This is a genomic window from Pseudobutyrivibrio sp. UC1225 (assembly GCF_900115215.1).
Lineage (GTDB): Bacteria > Bacillota > Clostridia > Lachnospirales > Lachnospiraceae > Pseudobutyrivibrio.
In genome coordinates this window covers 1-24,174 of sequence record NZ_FOVQ01000020.1, presented here as the reverse complement: position 1 = coordinate 24,174, position 24,174 = coordinate 1, and the positions used below count along the sequence as shown (strand labels likewise).

General features: G+C 38.3%; 26 protein-coding genes. 6 read left to right on the top strand and 20 right to left on the bottom strand.

Annotated elements, in window-relative coordinates; translation table 11 throughout:
* Nucleotides 1–140: 140 nt before the first annotated feature.
* Both BMZ41_RS14965 and BMZ41_RS14960 read right to left on the bottom strand, forming a co-directional pair.
* On the bottom strand, nt 141–1,502 hold the full coding sequence (locus BMZ41_RS14965) for a hypothetical protein (RefSeq protein ID WP_090531153.1): 1,362 nt from the start codon (nt 1,500–1,502) through the stop codon (nt 141–143).
* A gap of 200 nt (nt 1,503–1,702) precedes the next feature.
* A complete protein-coding gene (locus BMZ41_RS14960; RefSeq protein ID WP_090531150.1) occupies nt 1,703–4,930 on the bottom strand; it encodes a carbohydrate binding domain-containing protein in 3,228 nt (1,075 codons plus the stop codon).
* A gap of 181 nt (nt 4,931–5,111) precedes the next feature.
* Here BMZ41_RS14960 and BMZ41_RS14955 point away from each other — a divergent pair, with 181 nt between their 5' ends.
* Nucleotides 5,112–5,711 (top strand): HAD family hydrolase, encoded by a 600-nt coding sequence (locus tag BMZ41_RS14955; RefSeq protein WP_090531148.1) that lies wholly within the window; start codon nt 5,112–5,114, stop codon nt 5,709–5,711.
* Nucleotides 5,712–5,794: 83 nt separating this feature from the next.
* Nucleotides 5,795–6,277, top strand: a complete 483-nt coding sequence (locus BMZ41_RS14950; RefSeq protein WP_090531145.1) for a hypothetical protein — start codon at nt 5,795–5,797, stop codon at nt 6,275–6,277.
* Here BMZ41_RS14950 and BMZ41_RS14945 read toward each other — a convergent pair.
* The 5 genes from BMZ41_RS14945 to BMZ41_RS14920 all read right to left on the bottom strand — a co-directional run bounded on the left by BMZ41_RS14945 (nt 6,208) and on the right by BMZ41_RS14920 (nt 10,463).
* Nucleotides 6,208–6,615, bottom strand: coding sequence for a UPF0158 family protein (locus BMZ41_RS14945; RefSeq protein ID WP_090531142.1), 408 nt, complete (start codon nt 6,613–6,615; stop codon nt 6,208–6,210). The two genes, BMZ41_RS14950 and BMZ41_RS14945, sit on opposite strands and share 70 nt — an antisense overlap.
* A gap of 40 nt (nt 6,616–6,655) precedes the next feature.
* Nucleotides 6,656–7,435, bottom strand: coding sequence for a DUF6904 family protein (locus BMZ41_RS14940; RefSeq protein WP_090531139.1), 780 nt, complete (start codon nt 7,433–7,435; stop codon nt 6,656–6,658).
* 25 nt (nt 7,436–7,460) lie between these two features.
* Nucleotides 7,461–8,840 carry an ATP-binding protein gene (locus BMZ41_RS14935; RefSeq protein WP_090531136.1) on the bottom strand — a complete coding sequence of 460 codons (1,380 nt, stop codon included), beginning with the start codon at nt 8,838–8,840 and terminating at the stop codon, nt 7,461–7,463.
* Nucleotides 8,841–9,458: 618 nt separating this feature from the next.
* Entirely contained in the window at nt 9,459–9,995 is a 537-nt protein-coding gene (locus BMZ41_RS14925) for a GNAT family N-acetyltransferase (protein ID WP_090531133.1), read from the bottom strand.
* A gap of 18 nt (nt 9,996–10,013) precedes the next feature.
* Entirely contained in the window at nt 10,014–10,463 is a 450-nt protein-coding gene (locus tag BMZ41_RS14920) for a GNAT family N-acetyltransferase (RefSeq protein WP_090170337.1), read from the bottom strand.
* Between the two features lie 371 nt (nt 10,464–10,834).
* Here BMZ41_RS14920 and BMZ41_RS14915 point away from each other — a divergent pair, with 371 nt between their 5' ends.
* Complete coding sequence (locus BMZ41_RS14915) at nt 10,835–11,863, top strand: hypothetical protein (RefSeq protein ID WP_090531129.1); 1,029 nt, start codon at nt 10,835–10,837, stop codon at nt 11,861–11,863.
* Between the two features lie 103 nt (nt 11,864–11,966).
* Here the strand turns inward: BMZ41_RS14915 and BMZ41_RS14910 are convergent, their stop codons facing one another.
* Both BMZ41_RS14910 and BMZ41_RS14905 read right to left on the bottom strand, forming a co-directional pair.
* Entirely contained in the window at nt 11,967–12,389 is a 423-nt protein-coding gene (locus BMZ41_RS14910) for a GNAT family N-acetyltransferase (RefSeq protein ID WP_090170340.1), read from the bottom strand.
* Between the two features lie 36 nt (nt 12,390–12,425).
* Nucleotides 12,426–13,616, bottom strand: a complete 1,191-nt coding sequence (locus BMZ41_RS14905) for a S41 family peptidase (protein ID WP_090531126.1) — start codon at nt 13,614–13,616, stop codon at nt 12,426–12,428.
* A 97-nt stretch (nt 13,617–13,713) separates the two neighbouring features.
* Here BMZ41_RS14905 and BMZ41_RS15980 point away from each other — a divergent pair, with 97 nt between their 5' ends.
* Complete coding sequence (locus tag BMZ41_RS15980; RefSeq protein WP_255405362.1) at nt 13,714–13,842, top strand: helix-turn-helix domain-containing protein; 129 nt, start codon at nt 13,714–13,716, stop codon at nt 13,840–13,842.
* Nucleotides 13,843–14,091: 249 nt separating this feature from the next.
* Here BMZ41_RS15980 and BMZ41_RS16170 read toward each other — a convergent pair whose 3' ends face one another.
* The 9 genes from BMZ41_RS16170 to BMZ41_RS14850 form a co-directional block, all read right to left on the bottom strand.
* Nucleotides 14,092–14,361, bottom strand: coding sequence for a GNAT family N-acetyltransferase (locus tag BMZ41_RS16170; protein WP_090531123.1), 270 nt, complete (start codon nt 14,359–14,361; stop codon nt 14,092–14,094).
* A gap of 29 nt (nt 14,362–14,390) precedes the next feature.
* The gene (locus BMZ41_RS14890; protein ID WP_090531119.1) at nt 14,391–15,233 is read right to left on the bottom strand and encodes a hypothetical protein; all 843 of its coding nucleotides are present in this window, start codon (nt 15,231–15,233) and stop codon (nt 14,391–14,393) included.
* Nucleotides 15,234–15,286: 53 nt separating this feature from the next.
* Entirely contained in the window at nt 15,287–15,616 is a 330-nt protein-coding gene (locus tag BMZ41_RS14885) for a tetratricopeptide repeat protein (RefSeq protein ID WP_090531116.1), read from the bottom strand.
* 38 nt (nt 15,617–15,654) lie between these two features.
* Nucleotides 15,655–16,056 carry a GNAT family N-acetyltransferase gene (locus BMZ41_RS14880; protein ID WP_090531113.1) on the bottom strand — a complete coding sequence of 134 codons (402 nt, stop codon included), beginning with the start codon at nt 16,054–16,056 and terminating at the stop codon, nt 15,655–15,657.
* Between the two features lie 5 nt (nt 16,057–16,061).
* A complete protein-coding gene (locus tag BMZ41_RS14875; RefSeq protein ID WP_090531110.1) occupies nt 16,062–16,550 on the bottom strand; it encodes a GNAT family N-acetyltransferase in 489 nt (162 codons plus the stop codon).
* A gap of 7 nt (nt 16,551–16,557) precedes the next feature.
* Nucleotides 16,558–17,547, bottom strand: a complete 990-nt coding sequence (locus BMZ41_RS14870) for a PDDEXK nuclease domain-containing protein (RefSeq protein ID WP_090531107.1) — start codon at nt 17,545–17,547, stop codon at nt 16,558–16,560.
* A gap of 126 nt (nt 17,548–17,673) precedes the next feature.
* Nucleotides 17,674–18,939 carry a MobV family relaxase gene (gene mobV / locus BMZ41_RS14865; protein WP_090531104.1) on the bottom strand — a complete coding sequence of 422 codons (1,266 nt, stop codon included), beginning with the start codon at nt 18,937–18,939 and terminating at the stop codon, nt 17,674–17,676.
* Nucleotides 18,940–19,127: 188 nt separating this feature from the next.
* A complete protein-coding gene (locus BMZ41_RS14855) occupies nt 19,128–19,433 on the bottom strand; it encodes a hypothetical protein (protein ID WP_090531098.1) in 306 nt (101 codons plus the stop codon).
* 19 nt (nt 19,434–19,452) lie between these two features.
* The gene (locus BMZ41_RS14850; RefSeq protein WP_090531095.1) at nt 19,453–19,674 is read right to left on the bottom strand and encodes a helix-turn-helix domain-containing protein; all 222 of its coding nucleotides are present in this window, start codon (nt 19,672–19,674) and stop codon (nt 19,453–19,455) included.
* A 253-nt stretch (nt 19,675–19,927) separates the two neighbouring features.
* Here BMZ41_RS14850 and BMZ41_RS14845 point away from each other — a divergent pair, with 253 nt between their 5' ends.
* Nucleotides 19,928–20,548 carry a helix-turn-helix domain-containing protein gene (locus BMZ41_RS14845; protein WP_090531092.1) on the top strand — a complete coding sequence of 207 codons (621 nt, stop codon included), beginning with the start codon at nt 19,928–19,930 and terminating at the stop codon, nt 20,546–20,548.
* Between the two features lie 74 nt (nt 20,549–20,622).
* Nucleotides 20,623–21,912: a tyrosine-type recombinase/integrase gene (locus tag BMZ41_RS14840; RefSeq protein WP_090531089.1), complete on the top strand. Its 1,290-nt coding sequence runs from the start codon at nt 20,623–20,625 to the stop codon at nt 21,910–21,912.
* Nucleotides 21,913–22,039: 127 nt separating this feature from the next.
* Here the strand turns inward: BMZ41_RS14840 and BMZ41_RS14835 are convergent, their stop codons facing one another.
* Both BMZ41_RS14835 and BMZ41_RS14830 read right to left on the bottom strand, forming a co-directional pair.
* Nucleotides 22,040–22,255, bottom strand: a complete 216-nt coding sequence (locus tag BMZ41_RS14835; RefSeq protein WP_090531086.1) for a PF20097 family protein — start codon at nt 22,253–22,255, stop codon at nt 22,040–22,042.
* Nucleotides 22,256–22,347: 92 nt separating this feature from the next.
* Nucleotides 22,348–23,679, bottom strand: coding sequence for an ATP-binding protein (locus BMZ41_RS14830; protein WP_090531083.1), 1,332 nt, complete (start codon nt 23,677–23,679; stop codon nt 22,348–22,350).
* Nucleotides 23,680–24,174 lie beyond the last annotated feature (495 nt).

Below are 24,174 nucleotides of genomic sequence, written 5' to 3'. Positions count from 1 at the left end.
AAAAATGAAAGAACTGGAGTCCGCAGACTCCAGTTCCTCCTTATAAAAAAGAAAAGGTCGCGGCGAAAGCCGCGACACTTTGTCTACAGTCTGAGACAGCAGGTAATTGCTTACCTGCTGTCTTTACTTTATACCATTAATTAATCAACTAAATGTGAGCTAGACCAGTAGTATGATCCTGTCTCTTCGTTATAAACACCTATAGTTAAATCTGTGACATTACCTTCTGTTTCTGCTCCTATACAAACAGTGTATTCTGTATCAGCAGTTCCCTTTGGATCTACATCAATCCAGCCATTTTCGCCTCCGCTTAACCCTGTAACTGCCTTAACTTCGTCACGATAAGCATCAGTTAATGGAGTTGTAGGCTGCTCAGAAAGTAAAGTAACATTGCCGCTCTGGTCTTTGGTTCCATCTATATACCAAAGTGTAGAGTTTATGTTTCCATTCATACTAGTACCGTTCACACCTGCTGATGGACTATCTTTTACTGATATGATATTTCCAGATTCCTGTTCATTTACTGCAGTATAATGATATCTTGCAGGGTTATCTCTGTCACCACCACTCTTATAATAAATATCGTTCAATGCCTCACTTTGAGTAGCCTGTCCGTTAACTGTATTTTTTACAGTAGTAATCTCATCTACTATCGCATCAGAGTATTGTGTAACATTTACAGAAATTTTTGTTCTATAATCAGCATCTGTTACCTGTACAGAATCAGATGTTGTAAATATTGCCTGGGAATTCTCATCAATATGCTGCTGTCTATATACAGCTGTACCAGTTGTATTCTTAAATACATAATAGTAGAGTGTTGAATCTCCAACTTTTATAGTATCAACTGCTTTATATCCTTTTAGCATTTCCAAATCTTTAGAGCTGCTGAACACAACAGTACCACTTGGAGTATCAACTACTGCCATCTTATGTTCCACATATGCTCGATCTGCTGCCAAAGCAATTGTTTTGAAGTCTTTTGTACCCAATTTCTCAGAAAGCTGATAAATAGCTGGTGTAATAGAAACTGGCTGTTCACTAAGAGTAGTAACTGTAATACCAGCCTCAGCACATGCCTTTACTGTTGTAAGAGTTCTATTCTCAACTAAACCAACCTTAACATAATGTCTGTAATATCTGATGATATCAAGTCCAAATGCTTCCCTTACATCAGAATATGCACTTGCATAAGCTGCAGGATCAAAGTTTTCATTGCATGTACGTCCTTCAAAGATACCATACTTATAGAAATGCTCGAATAACTTTTCTGGGTCTGTGCCAATCAGCTTAACAATGTCTGGATTAGCTTCCATATAGTATTCTAAATCAAATAAGCCTCTTAAAAGAGTTATGTCATCTTTTGTTACTGTTCCGTAATTTACCTCTTCAGCATTTGTTGCCTGTGTAAGGCCTTCTGCATGAGAAACAATTGTTGGGGTAGCAATGCCACCTACTACAACTACAGACAATGCAACAGCTAAAAACTTCTTCATGTTCATTTCATACCTCCTTGAACATATCTCCCAACTGTTACAGATAATACCCCCCCGTCATCAAATTTTCAATATATAACCTGCAAACAAAAATGAACAATTTGTGTATTGATTAAAAATTCGTGTAAAAAAAGACAGTAGATAACTATTCATTACCTACTGTCTAAAAGAATGGGGTTTATTAGGTTTTACGATTTATAAAAGGGTTATGGAAAAAGCTTGAATATCCAGTCAATAACTTTCTTAACTATCTTAACAACTACCTTTACCACCTTCTTCACTACTGTGATAACCTGCTCAGGTGTTGGAGCTGGCTTTGGTGTAGGCTTTACTTCTGGGGTAGGTGTTGGTGTAGGTGTTACTACTGGTGTTGGAGTTGGTGTTGGCTCAACAACTGGTGCTGGATCTTCACCTGGAGCTGGAGCAGGAGCTGGTGTTGGCTCTTCTGGCTCAGGATCTGATGGGTTACTTGGTGATGGTGCAACAGGAGTTGGATCAGAAGGATCTGTTGGCTCATCGACCTCTACCTCAACTAACTCAATATCATCAATATAAACATCGTGCTTTTCTGTAATTCTAATTCCGTCAACAGAACCCATTGTGATGTTGAATCTTGTGTTAGGGTCTGTCTCATTCTCCATTGTGAATGTGTGTGTAAATGTCTTCCACTCTGGACCTATTTCTACAGAGCCTGTGCCGCTGTAGTTTGTCCAGTTTCCTTCAAATTCCTGGAGTGAGTACTTGATTACTCTTTCAATAGAAGACTTAGCTCTGAATGAAACCTTATATGTCTTGCCCTTCTCAAGATTTACTCCATCCTGATTGAGCTGTACATACCAACAGTTGTCATCTGTATCAGCAACTGTATCCTCGATTGTCATAGCGAATGTGTTGTCGTTGCCATTCATGTTGTCGATAACGTAATTCGCATTTACGGAATCATAGATGTATGGGCTGAAGCCTGCAATGCCTGCATTGAATGAACCATTCTTGATAAGAGCTGCTTCTGTGAAGAATACATTATCAAGATAATATGTGCCCGGCTTTGTAAAGCGAAGCTCTACATTTGAATCTGCACGGTCAAGGTTCTTCTCTACTACAACCTTCTTTGCAAAGTGCTTAAGTGAATCTGTAAGCTCAGGTGTTACGTCATGTCCTGCAACCTCTATAGTAATACCGTCTGATGCTCCATCCTCTGTATAAGCATCAAAGCTGATTTCGTACTGACCAGCTGAGATTGGTGAAAGCTCACCCTGGCTGATTACGATTGGCTTCTTTGCTGATGTGCCCTTAGGTGCAACCACCTTGAGCATACGTGAATTCTTCTTATTTGTAACTGAAACTGCATCCTTGTTCTTGTCATCAATATCCCAATATCCAAGTCTGCCTTCGCCCTGATCAAATCCACCGTTGTAGATGTAGTTTCCATCTGAACGAATTTCCTTTAAATCTCCATCATCAACTGTCTCGCCTGACTTATGAACAAGCTTAACATTTGAAATAGTAACAGGTGCTGTTGACTTCTGCTTTCCAAGGTTGAACTCAAGTGCTGTGTTAGGATCAGTCTTGTCATTCATTGTAAATGTGTATGTGTAAGACTGCTTCTTTGGGCCAACCTTTACAGATGTATCCTGCATGTAACGTGTCCATCCTCTGTCTGGACCTTCAACGTCAACAATGATTTCTCTCTCTTCATCTGCTACAGCATCGAAAGTAAGCTCATACTCCCAACCCTTGTACATTGGGATGCCAGCCTGTTTAAGCTGTACACTGTGATTCTGCGAACCAACATCAGATGGTGTAATCTTAATCTTGTTGTTCTTTACTTTGTATGTAGTGTCCTTTGCATCGCTTTCAAGATGAAGAACCCAATTATCCTTATCTGCATCCTCTGCTCCATCGAAAGCAATGTCCTTTGAGAAGTCGCCATTGATTACGAAGTTTCCTTCCTCATCTGGCTCTCTGAATTTTACAGGCTCCTTTTCAGGACGCTTGCACTTTGCTTCTTCCTTCTCGTACTCTTCAGCAGATTTCTGATATACACGAACATAATCAACATCATAGCTATCATCATTCATGTGCTCATATACATCATCAGTAGGATATCCTACCCAGCTACCACCTACCGCAAGGTTTAAAATAACGTAGAAATCCTGATCAAATGGGGCTGGATAAGTGAGTTGGCTTGACTCATCAGCGCCTGTGTACCAGTCGTTAGTTGTGTATACCTGCTCATCATCCACATACCATGTAATCTTTCCTGGCTCCCAATCCATTCTGAATACATGATACTCATCAGCGAAGTCATTCTCCCTTAATGTCTTGCTGCCCTGATTCTCCTTATGGCCACTTCCCGCACTGTAACCATAATGAATTGTATGATAAGACTTTGATGTATCCTGGCCCATTACCTCCATAATGTCGATCTCGCCACATTTTGGCCACTGGCCGTAAAGTCCTTCATCTGTTGCCATGAGCCAGAATGCTGGTAAGTATCCCTTTCCTGAAGGAACCTTTGCTCTGGCCTCGAATCTACCGTATGTAAAATCGTGCTTATTCTGTGTTGTGATACGTCCAGAAGTGATTTCTCTCTTACCAGATGATGTAGCACCACCTGCTAAAGCAGAACCCTCGATAGTAGCTGTTGTTCCGCCGTACCATGCCCATCCGTTGTCTGGATCAAGCACGCTGACTTCTACACCTCTGTCTGCTGATGCTGCTGCATCCATTGAGAATGAATAGTGATGATCCTTCTTCAGCTCTACGACTGACTGCTGAAGCTGGATGTGCCAGTTCTCATCACCAGAATTCTTAATCTCGATTACTGCCTTGCCATCCTCGAATGAGCAAGAGCCCTCTCCTGGGCTTGTAAATCCACAGTTCCACTCGCCGTTCTTGAAATCTCTGTCTGAAAGAACTTCAACATCATCTGTTGTATCTACAAGTGAAATGTTTGAAACCTTAACTGTAGCTGGTGCTACGCCTGCATCTCCAAGAGATGAAATCTTACCGAAATTTACTTGAAGAGCAATACTGCGTGAATCCTCTGCACTAAAATCAAAATCAAACGAAACATTTGTAATCTTCTCCTCTGCTGTCTCCTCATCAACTTCACCTGAAGTCTCTGTCTCAGTTACATGTGGCTTTAATGATAACTTTCCGTTTTTAACCTCGATGTTTCCCTCATCAAGAGCTGTGTATCTCTGAAGCTCTGAGTTTACCCAGCCTGGCTCGTGCTGCTCTACGTTCCAGTCTGATGTGTTAAGTGAATCCCCCTCGAACTCGTCATTCCAAACAAGACTATAGCCTTCATCGGAATACTTGTCGGCGAAGGAATTGCTTGATTTTGCCTGTACCCCCATTGGCACGCTTGTCACAGCCATAGCAGCTGACATTGCCAATGCAACGGCATTAAACCATTTTCCCTTTTTCATGCCATTTTCTCCTCCTTTAACATGACTATGTTTATAGCTTAGGAGAATCTATATCAAATTTATATCGAAATTAGATATTTTTTATCAAATCCATTCAAAGCATTTTTCACAAAAATAAAGACCTGTGGCTATGCAATAATTCTAATGGTATAATCAATCTAATTGATTTTGGAGGAAGAAAATGATTAAAACAATTATTTTTGATATCGGTGGTGTCCTAATTGGATACGATTGGACTATGTATATGATGAAGCTTTTCAACAACGACGAGGCTCTTGTTGCAAAACTGAAAGAGAATATTTTTAGAGATTGGAATGAAGTAGACAGAGGCGTACTTTCAGAAGATGAGCTTCTTGCATTATTTACAAAAGATATTCCTGAATTAAAGAATGAAGTGAAGCTTTTCTGGGATAATCTTGGTGATGCTTTATGGCAGTACGATTTTACAAAGGACTGGCTCCACGACCTTAAGAACAGAGGCTACCAGCTTTTATTCTTATCAAACTGGTCTCACCATGTAAAAGAATGTGCACCAAAGCAGCTAGACTTTTTACCAATCCTTGACGGCGGTGTTTTCTCTTACAAGGTAAACCTTATTAAACCTGACCATGCAATTTATAAAGAAATTATCAAGCAGTACAATCTCGTTCCTGAGGAGTGTGTTTTCCTTGATGACAGACTTGATAACTGCGAAGCTGCAAAGGAATGTGGCATGAGCGCAGTGCAGGTAGTTAATCATGAGATTGCTGTGGAGAATTTGGAGAAGCTACTTACAAAATAAAATATCTTTGTCGTGTGACACAACTGTGATAATCCAATTGATATTATTACTCCAGACTATAATGAACAATAAAGAAGAACAAGATGAATATCAAAAATTATCTTATCGTTGGAACTATTACTTTAACTGCAGCTTTTGGATTTATTGGCTGTGGAAATTCTAGCCAGTCTGCTGACACATTACCACTTATGGATGTTAGTGAAGATGGCAAGACTCTATATGCAAACTTTGATAAAACAGATATTGGAACTGCTGCTGGCAGCGGCGTTACTATTGATGAGGGTGAGTATCTTATTATTGATAGTGGGATCACAGAAGGTGCTGTACACGTAAAAGTTACAGCTGGCGGTGATGATATAAACGAAGTACCATCATCTGATAATCCAGCTACTATAGACTATGAATTCTCAACGGTTGGAACTACTGAATACCAGGAAATCGCCCCTGGAAGTTATACTGTATTCGCAAGAATAATCATTAATTACATGTGCTACTTTTATTCATATTCCAAGTTGTTTTCTTCACACCACTCTATAGCTTTTCTTTTATTGGCCTCGTCTCTGTAGTTGTACCACTCATCGTCAATACCAAGCCTATTTACCGTGTCTTTAAACCGTCTGAATGCGCCACGACCTTCAATAGCTACACTTAGCATGTCTTTTTCTCTACCAGTTCTGGTATAAACAAAGTCTTCCATTGTGTCATATTCATTAAGGTCACGCTGAGTTGGAAGACGATAAAATCCATGTTCATCTAGTCTGTCATATATTTCTTCCTGTTCTTCGAAGGTCTGAGCCATATCACTAACCCATTCAATTTTTCCCGTTTCTTTATCCAATAAACACTCAGAAGATTCATCTTGCATCTCAATAGCTTCGATAATGTCATCTAATTTTACTTTCATTTTTTGTAACTCCTGTAGTAGGTTTTGAAACAAGCCATATTTACCATTCTATTTCATCTGGAAATTCAAGTTTAGGATCATGTACCTCATGTATTGAACATCCATATTCTGCAGCACAAGCTGCTACTTCTCTATGGACTTGGTAATAGTTATAATCTGGATTTATTATTCTTTTTGCCATAGTTTTTAGTTTTCCAGCTCTCTTCTCTGGCTTGGTTTTAATAAGCGCAATATCCATCTCATCGATGTATTGGGCAGCGTAGTGAGTATAAGATTCATAAGAACATTGAGTATTTAATACATTTTCAAGACCTACTTCTCCAATGACATCTCCAAGTGCACCCCAAACTTGACCAACGAAATTTCTTATAGTGGCACAATCTCTTACATACTGATTGTATTCATGATAAATAGGCCAGTTCTCCTTTTCCTTTAACTTCTTGCCTGTTTTACCATAATATCTCTTAGCATACTCTAATAATTTTTCAGAAGTAGAAGCTACAAACAATGCCTCTGGAAAAAGTATATTTACACTATAATAAACAGTCTGCTCCGACATAATCAGTTTATGCCATTTCATAACCTCTCTGTTAAGACCGTTATCTCTTACCAAAATATTCCTGTCTCCCTGATAGGCATGGCGAATATCGTAGCATATTCCGAGTAACCTATTACAGCTAGCATAATAAGGATCTGAATAATCCTCTTCTGGCCATATACCTGTTAGCCTGTGAACAGCATCAACAACTCCCTCGAAATCATAATAGTCACCTTGAACATTGATTCCGACAAGATGTTCCGTTGGTTTTATTGTGATCATACCTTTCTCCCTTTATATACGATATTTATATGTATAACTCACTCAATTCAATATGCTTCACTTCATCTGTTTCTTTACCTGTAAAACCTGACCTGGAAATGAATACATATTTATAGCAATTAAGCCCTGTCTCTTTGACCTGATGAATTTCCTCATTAATAACTTCATCGGAAGTCTTCTTATTTCTGAACTTTACCTCATAAAAGACATATCCATTTTCATCCAAAGTAACGACATCAAATTCTCCATTGGTTCGTTCCTTTGGATTATCATAATAATACTTGCCTATCTTTTCTATGACAGGTTCAATATTTCCAAGACGATTCTGTCTGATTAAATACTGTCTACAAATCTCCTCAAATTTATGAGGCACATAAAGCTCTTCGAAATCTTTATTAATATATTTCTCATAGAAAACATCTGAATCCATGATTTTTAGCTGAGATGAATACTTAAATATGTATCTGTAATAGAAAAGGGATAAATTATCACAGATATAGTAACCAGCCTTCTTTTTGTTGAATTCGTCGTTGATTGGAGCTTTCTTTTCAACAACTTCCATATTCATCAGCTTATCAAGAACATCTATAAGTGTAGGTCCACTTGATACATGAGATTGAGACAAAATATCACTGTACTTTGAAAATCCTCTGGAGAGAGCCTCAAACACTTCATTTGCATTTACGATTTTTGATATCTCAGCATTAAGGTACATAGATACTTCATTTTCTAAACGTGCCCCAGATGAAGCTATAAGTTCTATAATGTTTTCCTTAACACTTCTTTTATCATCAACCAGTCTGTTGTAATATGGGATTCCTCCAAATACAGAATATATTCTTACCTTATCTTCATCAGACAAGTTAGGATAAAATAAAGCTGACTCATAATAATCCATTTGCTTAAGATCAATAACCAAATCTACTCGTCCATATAAAGGATTTGATTCTGATAGCAATGATTTCATTACATCCACATAAGAACCAAGTATAATGAGCTTTAACTTTGAATTGTCTCTATATTTATCTACAAGTGCCTGAATTATGCTATCTAGCCCCTTTACAGCCCCTCTAAGATATGGATATTCATCCAATACAAAAACTATGTTTTCATCCTTTGAAAGCTTAAAAATGTAATCTACTATTTCCTCTACTTTTGTATATCCCAATTTAGGAAGATCCAATGTATCAGAAACTACCTCACATATGCTCTGCACATTGCTTTCTTCTGTTACCTGCTTGCATTCATAATATATTGCTTTAATATTCGCTTCTTTTATTGCCTGCTTAACAAGTTCGCTTTTACCAATTCTTCGTCTTCCATATATAAGAGTCATACGCATGTCATCTGCATTTAACTCTCTTTTCATACGCTTAAGCTCAGTAGCTCTTCCATAAAACTTCATTTTATTCGGCTCCTTTCGACTCGGTTGTCATCGAACTAACTATATTATATTCCTTACCAATGTTTATGTAAACAATATTATTCGGTTTCAATCGAGTCGAATTGTTTCGAATAAAAACAAACTGTAAAACTTTAATGAATCGTAAGCGCTTAGTGTTACCCCGTAGAGTATAAATGAAGGGGCTGTTAAAAAACTCTCCTAAAAAAGGTAAGGAGTGAAATCCTCGGTATAACTCCAGGACTATAACCGTAATTCAACCGAGTATCGTATAATTCTCGCTCTTATTCAAGCAAAAACAACCTCATTGATAGAGGTTGTTCCTGCGATTTGATATGTATTTAAATGAAAATTACTTTAATCCATACCATGTTGATACAGATGCATTGCGCGGCTGTGTCTGAATATATGCGGATATACTCTCCTAGGTATTTCATCACAGCTTTCTCGTGCCTTATCGGCATAATGCTTAAGTCTAAGGCGAACTTATGGAAAAAGAACCTCCCATCGAGGCCGTTTATGCAAACCTTTCCCCATAACCCTCTTTTTTTGAAGGTTATGGGGAAAGGTTTCGTTGATTTAAAATATTCATACATCCCTCTATAAATTTGAATTGTTAAATTACACTCCTGGTTTTTGATTCAGTATTACAGGACAGATCATCTGAAGGTCATATGGTTCCTTTTCAGCAAGTTCTTTTATAGGAATGCTTGCCAGGCCACCTCCCATTGCTCTGTAAAATGCAATCGTCTCCTTAGAAGAACAGGCAGATATGTACAAAGCCTGTGCACCAGCTTTTATTGCTTCCGCTTTTCCAAATTCAAATAATCGTCTGCCAACACCTTGGCCTCTGCATTCAGAAGATACCTGCATCATATCAAGAATCATGTAAGGACCGTTTAGTTTCTTTAATAACCCAATAAAGCCAACAACTTTATCATTTTCTAATGCGATGTATGTAATATAATCATCACTGCTTATTTGCTTTGCCACAGAACGCTTTTGGCTCAAGTCCCAATCTTCGGTATATTTGCATTCTACTAATGCATATTCTCCGTCTATTCTTCGATATACTTTATTTACATTCTGTTTTCTGTTATATGAATCTAATGATTCTAAACAGAAATTTGTCTCTGATAATAATTCGATTTTTATCAAATGATAATTCCTCTTTCATCACTCGCATTTCTTAATATAATAAATGAATTCATTATCCCGACTCACTTCCACATATCCCAGCTTGGTATAAAAGGCGTTTGTTCTGACATTCCAAATGGGCGTATCTAATACAAATTCCTTTACATTTGAAAACATTGTCTCAATTTCCTGCATCATGTAGACACCATAGCCTTTGCGATAATGCTCAGGGCTTACAAAGATCCTTCCGATGTTCAACTTGTCTTTTTCCAAAAATAGAATCGCACCGCCAACAATTAGTCCATTGTCCGTGAGCTTATACAAGTGATTTGTTCTGGCCATCTTTGTGTGATAAGAAACAGACATATATCCAGGTGGCCCACCAACTGAAGGTGCTCCAACCTGAACATCGCTATCAAAGGCTCTTTTAGATATTCCATTAAGTGTCAAAGCATCAGAAGTGCTTGCTTTTACAAATTGTAGGCTCATATCTTTACCCTCTTCTTTCTATACCCATCCATGCCGGATATCATCCCTATTATTCAGCTCGACAAACTGCCGATTTGTTGAGTTTAATTATACTTGATTGGGAGATTGATAACTATATGAAATGCAAAAAAAGGGGAGAGCAGAAGCTCTCCTGAATGATATATCTTAGCAAGTTATATTAAAATACTTTTTAGTGTGAAATGTCTAATAAAGTAAGAAAAACATTAGTAACGTTGCTGATTATAAATAAAGTGAATCTGTCGATAGCATAATTGTAGATATTGTTATAAGTCTAGGGAAGCATCTATTTCAACGGAATGAAGTTGAAATAGGTGCTTTTTTATAGGCATAAATAATCTGGAGGAATGACGATGTCTGTAATCTATGATGTAAATAGAGAATCCCTATGGGCGCATCGAGTAAATGAGATTAGTTCTTTGAACTATAATGTCGAAGATAATAAAGCCGTGTTTGATATTGATGCAGGAGCTAATATTACAGATGCTTCTCTGAACACACCTAGAATATCATATTTTGATGTTCAGAACATAAACATACATGCGTGCACATTCGATGATTTTTGTGATGTGGCGGAATTTCTTAGGGGAAGCTGTAATGCATTTGATTATGATAAAAGTCTGTTAGAAAGTTTTAGAAATCAGTTTGAACCTGAGCAGATTATAGATTTTTATGAATTTTTTGATGACTATAGGCTACAGTGTGCACAAAAAGGAAACATGGTTTTGTATCACGAAGTAGTGCCATTAGCTCAGATGGCAGAAAATATGATGTGGATGAGTAATAATGAAATTATTGGCGAGTTGACGTCTGATGGATTTTTTACCACTAATATTTTTTCTGATGTCTGTAGCTTGGGATTTTACGGAAATTATCGGTTGGGTGAAGGAGCATATGATATTGGTGGTAACTTATACGATTTATACGCTGAGTATGATATAGAATCAACTGAAGAGAATCCTATTGTTGCAGTAACAATTTCGGATTTTGGTTCTGAAAATAGAATCTCAGGTAAATATGTAGTTGAAATAAATTCTATAGACCTTAAGAAAGCTACGCCTATAGAACTATATGCATATTTTAGTTACTACGACTCTAAGAGCAATGAGGATTGGTATAATGACTATAATTACGACAGTACATTTAGAAGAATATACAATAGTAATGCATTTGAGCTAGAAGGAATTGAAGATTTTACAGACAAACAGGTTAATCTTTTTGATGTCTTAACAAAAGCAAAAGCGGGGATTATATCTCAAGAAGATTCAGCTATAAAGGGGAAACTCGATTTCTCCAAATACCTAAATGCCTACACAAAAAAATATATAGAACGATGTCTTGAAATTTATGATGAAATCCTGACAAGGCTAGGAGAGGAATAACAGTCAAAAATGTAATGAGCCACTAACTCAAATCTTGAGCTAGTGGCTTATATTATGTATTCCAGAAATTCACTATTGCATTATTTTAAAATATTAGAAATAATTATTCTCCCAATACCAGCCACTGATTCATTCCTGCACCAGCTTCTTCATTCGGCCGTTCTATGAATCCGAGTTTTGCATAGAATGGTTCTTTTCCTTTGGCAGAATTAAGATTAAGATTAACCATATATCCAGGCTTCATTTCTCTCTTAATTCTGTTAATCACAGCTTCAACTAGCTTTTTTCCTATTCCCTGTCCCTGATATTCAGGGATAACGATAACATCTGAAATAAAAGCTACATATCCGCCGTCCCAAGACAATCGTACTACACCTATGGCTCTTTCATCATCCCTGACACAAAGAACCATATAAGCTCTTTCAACACAATTCTTTGCTTCCTCGAGTGGGAAAAGCCTCCATCCGACTAATCTACGTAATTCTAAATATTCTTCAGGTGAAATATTTTCCTCGTATCTAATCACTTGTTTTCTTTCCTCCAATCCTCGATTTGCTGATTTTTATTTACTAGAATCATCTGTTATTAATTTAAGGCAGCGTTCTAATGCTGTCTCATTTTTAATTGTTAAAACATCAGGAGTGGTTCCCAAAATGGCATTCATACTACCATCGGTGTTTTCTCCAGCAGTGCAGGAAAAACGAATAAGTAATCCAGAATCAGGTAAGATTATTAAAATTGGAGTGGAACCTAGACCATCACCACCTGTTTGAGCACCAACAAGAGTAGCCCATCCAGTTGATTTACAGAAATATGCAAATTTATCTGATGCAGAATAGACTTTTGGGCCGGTTAACACCCATCTTTTAATGGTTGCTGGTATTATCATATTATCAGTTGGTTCATTAGGTACATTAAATGTCGAAACAAAAGATTTATCTAATCCTAATGAATTGGCCCATTCAGGTGCATTTTTTAACCTATTGATAGGACATGATTCTACATTGTTTATATACTTATCAGTTGTAGAAGATGTCTTGAAAAAGTTCCTTATATTTAGTTCGTAGCTTCCGCCAAAAGGAGCAACAATATTATCCATCCAATAATAATCACTGCCTCCACTATTTCCAGTGATATCAAAAATGACATTCTCAACTTCTGCATATTTTTCTATTGCATCACTAATCACTTTTTCATCACGCTCTTTCAATTCGTGGGAGAAAGAGGGAATTTTAAAGTATATAGCTTTCTGATCAGAGTAATATTGTATGTAAACCTCTTGATTAGAGATTTCTTCTCCTTCGAATGCCTCTATACTTGTCGGTTTTGTATAAATTTCTGCAATCCTATCGTCTTGCAAGACTTCGGAATAAGGTGTTGTATAGTCGTTTGATGAAATCTTATTTAGAACATAAAGATAATAATATTCCTGGTACATATCCTGAGACAAAACATCTAAATGTGCCAGGTTATTCATTTCGCTGAACATACGTTGGAGGAGATTTGCAAAATCGTTTACATCCTGAACAGAATCCAATTCCAGCGTATATCTGGTGCGTAATTCATCTACATCAATTATATTTTCATCAATATATGTGAAATATGGGTAGCTGTTTTCTAGTTCATCCCAAAGTAAATCAAAATCATTCTTATATTGGTTATTATTGTGAGAAGAGCAGCCTGTTATTAGCAAAACGGTGCTAAATGTAAGCATCAGAAGTAAACAGTAGGTCTTTTTTGCGATGTTTTTCATATAGAATTCATAGTCCCCAAAAATTATATATTGTTGAAAATAATTGTACTTTATTGTGAGATAAATATCTATTATGTGAGGGCAGAAAAGAGAGATTATGAAAGAAAAAAACACTTCAGCTGAAAGTTGGCTTAATATGCAACAGAAGTTAACACTTTGGAAGGCTGAGCAGCATACTCCAACAAATGTTATTCCGTTTCCATTGCCAGCTGTTATGGAAGGGTAGTATCTGATATTTTCATAAAGAGTATTTTAACGTCTACTGCACGAAGGCAGTAGACGTTATTTTTACAATATGTGAATAAATTAACTATTCAATAATCTTAAAATATAATTTCCCTCTATAAATTCCGATTGGGAATGAACCATTCCCAAGGGCGTTATAACTCTTTACTATTTGTTATTTCATCATCCGCAAACCCTTATAAATACTAAATTTGCAGATGTTTTACTTTCCCTTATGATTTCCCTTGTGTTATATCGTCCCATAGTGCTTTATGAGTACTGATAAGGGAAAAAACAAGGGAAAGATTCTACGGTAACACAATATAACACCTAACGGGCAATCGAACTGTTGAAATGCTATTTTGAATATAAATCCCTTACCTCTATATTCAGGTTTTATATATAATCTCTTAGCCTCGGCCATATCATCATTAATCTTCTTAATGGCTATAGTTGCAATAGGCTTTTCATTCTCATAGCCAAGAAGTACGGCTCCTAACCATACAATTCCTCGTCCCAAAACTCATAGCCTAACTCCGTCCCTAGTGGTCACTCCATATTTTCCTTAACAATATCAAGCGCCCCACCCAGAAACGCTTCGATACTCTCGCGCTCGTCAAAGCACCTCTTGACCTTGTCCATTATACTCTCGTCTGTACCGCGCAAAGGCTCGTAGAACTGCGGATACGCCTTATTATCATATAGCGTAAACTTTCGCACTCCGGGCTCATTCAGTGTCGGATCGACCACAATTTCCTGTAAGTACCAAAGCGGCTCAGGCCACACCGGATCCGGCAAAGTAACACCTTTCATCTCACACAACTTCTCGTAAAAAATCATGTGATTGATTTCGTGAACCGCCCCTGAGAATACGCGCTCCTCATCCTGGTATGAGACAAAAAAACACTTATCCTGCGAACTGCGTGGATAGAAAGGAATGTAGCCTACATAGCAGATTATCTCCGGCTGACTTTCCTTCCACTCGTAGTTAAAAAGTGCACAGGAAGCCTCTATAAACTGCGGAATAAATGAATCAAACTTCTCAGTGAAATATTGAATTCTCTGTCGAATTTCTGCCTCATTGTCGGCGAGACGCTTAATCACTGCTTGCCTTATAGCCATGTCGCGCTCCGCCTCGTCTTCTATCTCTGCGACGTCCTTAAGCTCAGGATACAAGGCAATTGTCTTATCGTAGAACGGCCTTGTCGTATTCTTTTGCTTGTCGCGACTCAAATAATTCTTTATAAATCTTGCATTATCTTCCGGATCAATCGGAAGAACCCTAACCCTTGGAATAAACACTATCCGATTCCCTCTCAAGAATGTCCCCTTGCGGGCAGCTTCCAGCTCTTTATCATCAATGATCTTAATTTGTTTAGTCCTCTCGCTCATCTCTCCCCTTTGAAAATTCTTCTATTTTTTATAATCTGGTAAATACACAATTCTCATTTTTTGCCTTTATCAACAATCTGCTCAATCATTTTCAGCCGACTATTCGCCAACTTAGTATATGCGTCAATCCATCCCGATTCTTGCTCTGTAACATCCTCTTGAACTGAGCAATATTCCAAGAAATCTTCATACCCATGTTTCGCTGATTTATAATTCTTAGCATGATAATAATTATCAGCTACTTCAAATAAAGCCTTAAAGCGTAGAGGATGCGTATCATTGCATTCAAAAAATTCTTTATATAGCTTACGGGAATAAGTATAGTCTCCACCTTTTTGAAGTTCCTGTGCTCGAATAAGCATCTCTGGAATATCTATGTTCATAAATATAGCCTTCACCTTTTAAAATTAGTATGACGTTACTAACATTTCATAAATCCACAACATCCTATTTCTGACATTTCCGCAAAGCCCATTGATTTGTAAAAGCCCACGGTTTTAGCTGTATTATCAGTCGCGAGCTCTATCTGTCGCACATTAGGATAACGATTCAATATTTCCTTAAGCAGAGCAGTTCCGATTCCCTGTCTTTGCTTGTCGGGAAAAACAAGGATATCTTGTACAAAAACTATTGTTGCTCCGTCACCTACAGTTCTTATAATTCCAAGAAGTTCTTTTCCATCATATGCTGCCAATACCAACATGGAATTTTTGAACCCCTCTCGTAAAGCTGGCATATTCTCCGTGTAAGCAGTCCAACCAACTGCGTTATAAAGGCGGGATATTTCTTCCTCGTTATACTTTATATATTCTCTAATTTCCACTTCTTTTACTCCTTATCTTTTATCATTCTGACTTCAACAATAGGAGTTCCCAGTGTGAGTTCTTCTTCTCGTCCATCAAAGCGAAATCCGCATTTTTCGTAGAATTTGATTGCCCGTATATTATCTTTAAGTACCCAGACAGCCACCTGCGGATAATCAAGTTCTCCTAAACCGGCTTGCATAAGTGCCTGTCCAACACCGGTACCATAATAATCTTCTAATATATAGATTGCGAATATTTCTCCTGTATTAGATAGCTCCTCACTTCGATATTTTCCATAGCAAGAGAAACCAACTATTTTCCCATTATCTTTTGCGACGAACGTATTCTCCGGCCATTTAAACGCTCGTTCTTCACACTTTTCCAGCGTCAATGAATTCAGAAAATCCTGATTCACAATTCCTTTGTAAGCATCCTGCCATGACTTCCAATGAACATAAGCCTTTCCCTTAATCTCTTCATCAGATTGCATTTTCTTTATCTCGATGTTCATGTTAAAGTTACTCCTTATCTTCAATCTGCGGAATATTAGCCAATTCTTGCAGCTTCTTTCTAAGCACTTCTTTATCCGGCAGTTGTAACTGATATTGCGATACCATCATCGGAGACATGGTACGGCTCATAGCATATTCAACAACCTCATCATTCTTTGAAGCACAGAGAATTAAACCAACACTTGGGTTCTCATCAGGTTTCTTCACCTGTCTGTCTAGTCCTTCCAAATAGAAATCCATCTTTGATACATATTCCGGTTTGAATTTACCGGTCTTAAGTTCCATAGCCACAAGACAACGTAGGGTTCTGTGATAAAACAAAAGATCAATCCTGAAATCCTCACCACCAACTGTTATGGCATATTCTTCATCAACAAACGTAAAGTCCTTACCTATTTCAAGCATGAACTGCTTCATTCCGGAAATCAGTCCTTTACGTAGATCTTTTTCAAGAAAGCCTGTTGGCAAATCCAAAAACTCTATTACATAAGAATCCAAGAAAGGGTTCAACTCAGCTTGAACCTTTTCCGGCAAGAGTTTATCCTTTGAAAGCATATATCGCTCATAATATCCGCTGTCCATCTGACGCTCCAGTTGCCTTTTTGTATAGCGTTCCTTAATAGCAAGACGAATATAGAATTCACGCTCTTCATCGGATTTACAACCTGACATTATCAGCAGATGATTTGTCCAACTCAATTGTGTCACCAGTGGTGACACTTTTTCATTTTCCGCATAAAGCTCATAGAACTGCTTCATTCTGTATAAGCCTCTGCGGTTAAATCCTTTAATTCCAGGGAATCGATCTTGTATATATTCTGAAAGTGCGTCTATATAGCCATCACCATAAGCAGCTTCCTTCGCACGTTCAGAAAGGAATTTACCCACAGCTTGATACATAAGTATTAGTTCTTCATTCACCTTTCGAAAAGCATTTTCTCTGGCTTGATTTATAATATTAACGACTTGATCAAAACCTTTATCCATTTCATTCATAAAACTATCTCCTGTAAAAGTGTCACCAGTGGTGACATTTTCTTATCTTAATGGTACAAAATACCAAAATATATCCTACCATGAATAGCACTTGTTTTCAATGAAAAAGCGTGTAACCATGCGGTTTTATCGGGTTATATCATTCTTCTTTTGTACCGGTTTTCTTTCTTCATTCTGTCGTCTTGCTTCTTCCTGTGCCTCGGCAAGTTTTGCCCTAATCGATACCCTTGTCTGTTCTACATGTCCGGCAATCTTTCTTGCTATATCCTTAGTCTTTTCAATTACTGATGTCAGCCTCTTCATTACTTTTTTCAAGACCGGAAGTGTCTTTTCAGGATTCGGTATCTCCACATATACCTTCCCGTTGCTTGATTTGACCGGGTGTTCCAGCGCTTTTGCAAACCCAGTTATACTTTCGTAGTCACTTTTATCTACCCCCAGGTCTGTCAGTCCGTCCTTAAGTTCCTTCATTACCGGGAGTTCCTTTTTCTCTAATTCTTCAAGCCATTTTTCCGTATCTTCTTCCGCAATCAGCTTTGCTTCCTGTATATTAACGATCTTGCTTTGTACCTGCCGTACCTGCTCATTCGCATCAATCACGGACTGATTTGCTGCTTCTTTTATCTCTTCTGCATGCTTTGTTGCATCTATCGCTTCCTCTAAGGCACTCTTTGCTTTAAGCTCTGCTATGGTACGGTTACCACCAATGGTTGTACCGTTAAGTACCGGGAACAGTCCCTTCTGAGAGTGCTGATCCATGTATTCCTGTAGTACCCTGTGGAACACATTCATCTCAGTCATATTCATAAGTTCTTTGGCACAAACCTTAACCCTTGGTTCCTTGTCAGGATGCTTTTCGTTCCACTTTTTATCATCCACTATGGGGATGAAGAGGAAGTGCATGTGGGGAGTTGTTTCGTCCATATGGACGTATGCCGAGATCACATTCTGTTCCCCGTATCTTTCAGACAGGAACTCGTAGGATAGTTCAAAGAACTGTTTTATCTGTTCATCTGTGTATGTTATTTCTTTCAGTTTCGGTGCAGTTTCTGTAGTAACCGTTCCGTCTCTGTGATGAACTTCCTTTTCTTCATAGATGATGTTCCCGTTTTCATCCTCCATGGGAGCATGTGTAGGAAGTGTTACACACCAGCTTCCGTAAACAACCACATCCGCACGGCTCATACATTTCACATTCGGGTCAGATAGTCTCGCTTCAAGCCGATCCCTTTGTTCCCCGCCTTCAGGACACATATTGTAGTTTAAGTGCGTTCTTGTAGGATCGATACGCTGATTTCCGAAGGTTATATATTGTCCGTTCTCATCCTTTTTTCTTTCACAATGGGCAAATAATCCATAATCACCTCTTGTAAATTTTTCAAAATTAGCCATGGTCACCGCCTTTCCGAACCCAAAATCTTTTTTGGTATAGGCAAGCTATACCAAAATGAGATTTTGGTAGCTTGCTCAGGGCGCTGCCCCGAGACCCTGCAGGAGCCAAACATAAGACGTTTGGCTCAGTTAAAGCCCCGCCGGATGATGAATGAACTTCGCCTCGGTACATCCTGTACCTTACTCGTTTATTCATCATGGTCGACATCCCTGTCTCCCGGTACAAACTGTTCCGAAGAAGATACATCCTTCTTCGATACAGCTTGTCCCTTTCCGGCAGTGCTTTCCCTGCTCGATGCCGCAGTATCGGCAAATTCGTTTGCGATTCTGCTAAAGTACGCATCGAGCTTCTTAAGATCAGGTTCATCTCCGAAATACTTCCTTACGAGATCGGCAATCTTACGATTGTCCTTCTCTAAGGAACGTTCGTATCGTTCCCTGATCTTATCCAGATCCTTCTTTAGTTCCATTGTTGATTTTTCTGCTCTTGGCATTTTCTGTTCCTCTCTTTCTTTAGTAGTTGTACACTGCTTTTACTTCACTCTGATTGCGCAGGTCGTTCCCTTCATTCAGTTCCATGAAGGTCTCAATGGTATCCGCTCTGATAAGAAGTTTCCGACCGACTTTCAGTACCGGAAGCTTCTTCCATTCGATCAGCTTGCGGAGTGTATTTCTCCCGATACCGGTACACTCTGCAGCTTCATCGATGGAATATGCCATCTTTGATTCACGCATTTTTCATCCCTCCTTTCCGTTTGCATTATGCAATTCTTTCTAAGCAGAATATATCGCAGGTTTTAAAATCTGTCAAGCACTCTGCAAATCAATATCGTTTTACCAAATTGCATATTGCATTTCTCTTTGTTATGTGATACAGTACAGATGTACCCACCTGAAAGGGATTTTCGGTCAGGAAAAAATGATTTTAGTAAAAAGAAAAAGGTAATGATAAGCGGTACACTTACACCGAAAGAGGAGGCGTAAACAAATGAAAGATAAAGATTTACGCAAGATGATAGGAAGCAGAATCAAGCAGAGACGTACAGAGCTTAACCTTCATCAGAAATACATAGCAGAAAAGATGGATGTAAACACATCCACCATTCAAAGATATGAAGCAGGTACTATCGACAACACAAAGAAACTCATCCTTGAGGGACTTGCAGATGCTCTCCACGTATCAGTGGAATGGCTCAAAGGTGAAACCGATGAGTACGAAACGGACATCACAGATAAGCGTGATCTCAAGATTCGCGATCTTATGGGAAGACTATCTGTAAGCGATAAGGAAGAATTGTCAGATGAACAATTCGCGTTCTCCAAAGACCTGCTCATATACATACTCTCGGAGTATGAAATGTTCCTTGATTCTTTTAAATTCGGATGTACGAATTATAAGAATGATAAACAAAATAAAGATATTGCCAAGGCAATGGGAATTGATTCCGTAAAGGAATACAATGAGATCATGTTCCTTAGGGAAGTGACTCATTCCATCAATGCCTATAACGATATCGCAGATGTGATAAGACTCTACTCAAAGAGCCCTGAGAAGGCATCGGAAAGACTTGCCAACCTCATGGCTGACTTTGGCAGCGACGAAGAATAAATCACATTCAGATATCTTATAGTAAAAAGCATTTCAACAGTTCCGATTGCCCGTGAATGAAAGGAGCACAGTTTATGGCAAAAGGATCTGTAAGAAAAAAAGGAAAAAAGTGGTACTACCGCTTCTATGTTGAGGATGCAAGCGGAAATCTGGTACAGAAGGAGTTCACCGGTACTGAAAGCAAAAGTGAAACTGAAAAGCTCTTAAGACAGGCAATGGAGGACTACGAAGAAAAGAAATTCATTGCCAAAGCAGAAAACACCACACTCGGCGATCTGCTTGATGTGTGGGCTGAGGAAGACTTAAAGACCGGGTCACTAAGCAACGGCACTGTAGAAAACTATCTCCAGACTATCCAGAGAATCAAGAAGCATCCGATCAGCAAGCGGAAACTTAAAAGAATCACATCGGATCACCTGCAAAAGTTCATGGATCTGCTGGTGTTCGGAGGGACTGAAGGAGATTTTACATCAAACGGCTTCTCAAAGAACTATATGAGATCATACTCGGCGGTACTGCACGGAGCATTCCGGTTCGCAGTATTTCCAAAGCAGCTCATAACCTTCAATCCAATGGACTATGTGGTGATACACAGCAACGTGACCGATACGGAACTGTTCGCCGATGATGATGAGGCATCAGAAACTACTAAACCTCTCACACCCGAGGAATATCAGAAACTCATAGACTTCTTGGGTAAAAGAAGCAAAGATGCCATCCTTCCGGTTCAGATATCATACTTCACCGGACTTCGCATCGGAGAAGTGGCAGGACTGACCTGGCAGGATATAAATCTTGACGAGCAATACCTCACAGTCCGCAGGAGCATCCGCTATAACGGAGCAAGGCACACCACAGAGATCGGGCCAACCAAACGAGGAAAGGTTCGTATCGTAGATTTCGGAGATACACTTACCGAAATTCTGAAAAAAGCCAAGAAAGAACAGCATAAAAACAGACTCCGTTATGGCAAACTGTATCATCACAATTACTACCGCGAAGTCAAAGAAAAGAATCGCATCCACTACGAATTCTACCATTTAAGCGGTGAGGATATGATTCCACCCGATTATCAGGAAATCGACTTCGTATGTAAGAGGGAAGACGGAAGCCTCGAAATACCTGCCACCATCTCAGATGCCTGCAGGTCAGCATCCAAGCATGTACCGGAACTGGAAGGATTTCACTTCCATATGCTCCGCCACACTTACACAACAAACATGCTAACAAACGGAGCCATGCCGAAAGATGTGCAGGAAATGCTCGGTCACTCGGATGTAAGTACCACAATGAACATATACGCCCACGGTTCAAGAGAGTCCAAGAAAAGCAGCGCAAAACTCTTGGATAAAGTAGTCGGATAAAAAAGTTTCCCTTGTATCTACCTCATAAGGGCAAAAACAAGGGAAAACCGCAATCCGATCACTATATAAAGGCTCACAAGCCTTGTAAATAAGGGAAAGTTAGCAAATCAGTTAGACAAATTACGATTTATCTCTGATTAAAACTTGCAAACACAGTCATGCATTCATCACAATATTGACCTTCCGCTTGCAATGAAAGTGTTACTGGTTCCTTCTTAATAAATTTGCCTTTATATTCCTCAGGATACCAGGTGACCTGTGTAAAAGCCTGCGTAAGACTTCCAGCACTCTTTGCCTCAACAAATCCTGTTCTCATTTCTTTTCCGCATTTAGGACAGTTCATAACAATTCTCCCTCCAAAATCATTTTTATCTACTATATCTTTTTTCTGCGTATAAAATAATAACATTGCCCATTAGGGATGCCTGTAAATAATTATATAAATAAAACAAAGTAATGAGGAAGTGTCTCCTTCACTCCTAAAATACCATTTCTATTAGCAATCAACTTATATGCCTTGCTAGGTGAAAAATCATTTATAAAGTTATTCAATGATACAGACGCTGTGTTTCCTGCTTTCACTTCAATTGGTATTACTTCGCCTTCCTTTTCAATTAGAAACTCCAACTCATGATCATCATCAGGCTTGTAATAATGCAAGGTATAGCCTCTTTTTACTAAGCACTCAGAAATAATATTCTCATATATTCCGCCCCTTGCATTTCCTTTGATTGTATTATTAAGAATAGCCCTCTTTGTTTCAAAGCCATACATGCAAGTTAATAGTCCAGTATCATTTATATATAGTTTGAACTGTTCAACCTTTTCATTGGCCATTAATGGGATATATGGTTCAGAGATGTTATAACACACATTTACCAAGCAAGAATCTTTTAGCCATTTTACACTGCCACCATATTTTCTGCTTGTCTGCCCCTTCTCCACGGTTGAGTATTGAAATTTTTTAAGTTCTTTAGCTAACTGTCTAGGAATCGCATCATAACACATTCTTACGAGCTGCTTTTCACGGCCCTTGGCATGTTTTGAAATATCGTCTTGATATTGAGAAACAATATTCTGCTGAATCTCCATTACTCTAGCAAAATCTTTATTCTCAGCGAAATCAGCTACAACCTCTGGCATACCTCCCACAACCATATACTCTCTGAACAACTCTTCAAATTTATCATGAATGCTTTCAGGTATCTGATTATCAGTACCCAAGTATTGCTTCAAATCCTCTATTACAGAATCATCATATCCATAAGCCCAAAGAAACTCTTCAAAATCAAGTGAGTACATGGTAATCTGAGTTTCATAACCTACAGGCAATGATGTTGGTTCTTCAACTTCCTCATCATCATCCTGTCCATACGCTAGTCCCAATAATGAGCCTGATGCTACAACATCATAACGCATGTCCTCAGCCAAAAACTTTAATGCTGTACGCGCATTTCCGCAGCACTGAATCTCATCTAAAAAAATAAGAGTGTTTCCAGGTATAAACTTAATTCCTGGAATATTTGCTGTCATTCTCTTATAGATTTCTGCTGCAGATAACTCGCCTTCAAAAATCTGCTTTAACTGTTTTTGTTTAAAAAAGTCTATGCTTATAAAAGATTCATACTCATTATTGCCAAACTCTTTAACAATATATGACTTACCAACCTGTCTAGCACCCTTGATTAGAAGACATTTTTTTAACTCGTTATCTCTTCTTTGTTTTTTCCAGCTTACTAATTCGTTATATACTTTTCTCTTTAGCATAGATTTTAGTACTCCTTTTCTATGTTTTGATAATATCCCTTATTTACGGGGTTTGTCAACATATTTGCATAAAATCGGAGGGTTAATCTTTTGTTTTTTTGCATAAAATCGGAACATTGATAATCTTATTTTTGCATAAAATCGGAACATTGATAATCTTATTTTTGCATAAAGCTGAATTGAAATCCTGACCTCCAGTTTGCAAACTTAACCTCTAGTTCTAATTTTTTTGTACACTTAACTTCCAATTTCGCCTAGTCAAAACAGCACTTAGTCTTGCAAAATCACCCCTTTCTAGAAGTTACAATTACAAAGATAGAGCTTACTAATACAAACCTATTGAAATCAACATCTTCCAGGGTGTATTATCTCTCCAATAGATTATTTTTGAGCATGAAAATAAGAGGTCGAGGCTTCGTTTGGTTCTTTGCAAGAGAAACCTCCACCACTGCATGATTGTATATTTCATGCTTGAAAGCGGTCTTATATTTTGCT